Origin of the sequence: Bremerella sp. JC817 (assembly GCF_040718835.1) — a bacterium.
GTDB lineage: Bacteria > Planctomycetota > Planctomycetia > Pirellulales > Pirellulaceae > Bremerella.
Window position 1 is genome coordinate 1 of record NZ_JBFEFG010000220.1, and the last position, 953, is coordinate 953.

Below are 953 nucleotides of genomic sequence, written 5' to 3' on the forward strand. Positions count from 1 at the left end.
TTGCTCTGTTGAACACCCAACAACGTCAACCTCTTCCAGCTAACGCCGCAGGGCGTAGGTCAGGACTTTCAGGGCGGCTTCGGTCAGCATGGCGGATGGCTTCCTTGCAGACAGGGTGGAACCGACCGTTCGTTTCAGGCCGCTCATGAACGATTCGACTTTCCAGCGTTTCGTGTAGCCTGAGTTCTTTAAGTTTTCCTCGGTCATCAGCGGGCGATATTCGCCGCCGAGTGTTCCGTCTCGCCGGTGCGTGACCGGAGGGATCCAGCTTTCCGCCTTCCACACCTCTCGGGAAAAGACGTGAACCCAGTCGGCATCGTAGCCAGCGTCGGCGAACAGCTTCTTGGGCATAATGGCCTGGGCCGACTTGCCCATCAGCTCCATCGCTTCGCACTTGTCGTTGCCAGGCCCCCAGCTCAAAACCATGCCTGCCGGAAGGAGTGAGCCGACCAGCACGCAGACCGACAACTTTAGAAACTTCTTTCGCTTGCTGCCGCTACGGGCTCGGAAGTGAACGCTGGCCGACGTGGTTTCCAGCCCAGTCGAATCGATCGCTACTTCCTTTTCCGCTGGTGCGAACTTCTTGACGATTTCTACCAGCATGGCGTCGGCGATCTCGGCTACCTGGGAGCGATCGGAGAAGTACTTCAGCGTCGAGTAATTCGGCAACCGCCCGGCAAAACCAATCGCATCCCGCAGCTTGTCCGAGGCATCAATAATTTCGATCACACCCCGGTAAGTCGTTTTGAGATATGCTTTCAGGACCAGGCAGGTCATCAACTGCGGCTGCGTGTATCGCTTGGGTGCCTGCTCGTGCGAGTAGGGCCGCATAAATTTGCCCGCCAGCTTCATGCTGAGGCGAGCCACGGCGATCAGGTTGTTTTGCTTCGTGCTCATGCCTGATAATCTAACGCTGGGGAATTGAAAACGGAAGATTGGTTTTCAACAGGGCA

General features: G+C 56.8%; 1 protein-coding gene. It reads right to left on the bottom strand.

Annotated features, from left to right (window positions below):
* Positions 1-39 precede the first annotated feature (39 nt).
* Entirely contained in the window at positions 40-897 is an 858-nt protein-coding gene (locus tag AB1L30_RS01070; RefSeq protein ID WP_367011475.1) for a transposase, read from the bottom strand.
* Between the last annotated feature and the right edge of the window lie 56 nt (positions 898-953).

Coding starts and splice junctions, on each gene's coding strand:
- AB1L30_RS01070 (WP_367011475.1), bottom strand. CDS start 897: ATGAGCACGAAGCAAAACAACCTGATCGCCGTGGCTCGCCTCAGCATG.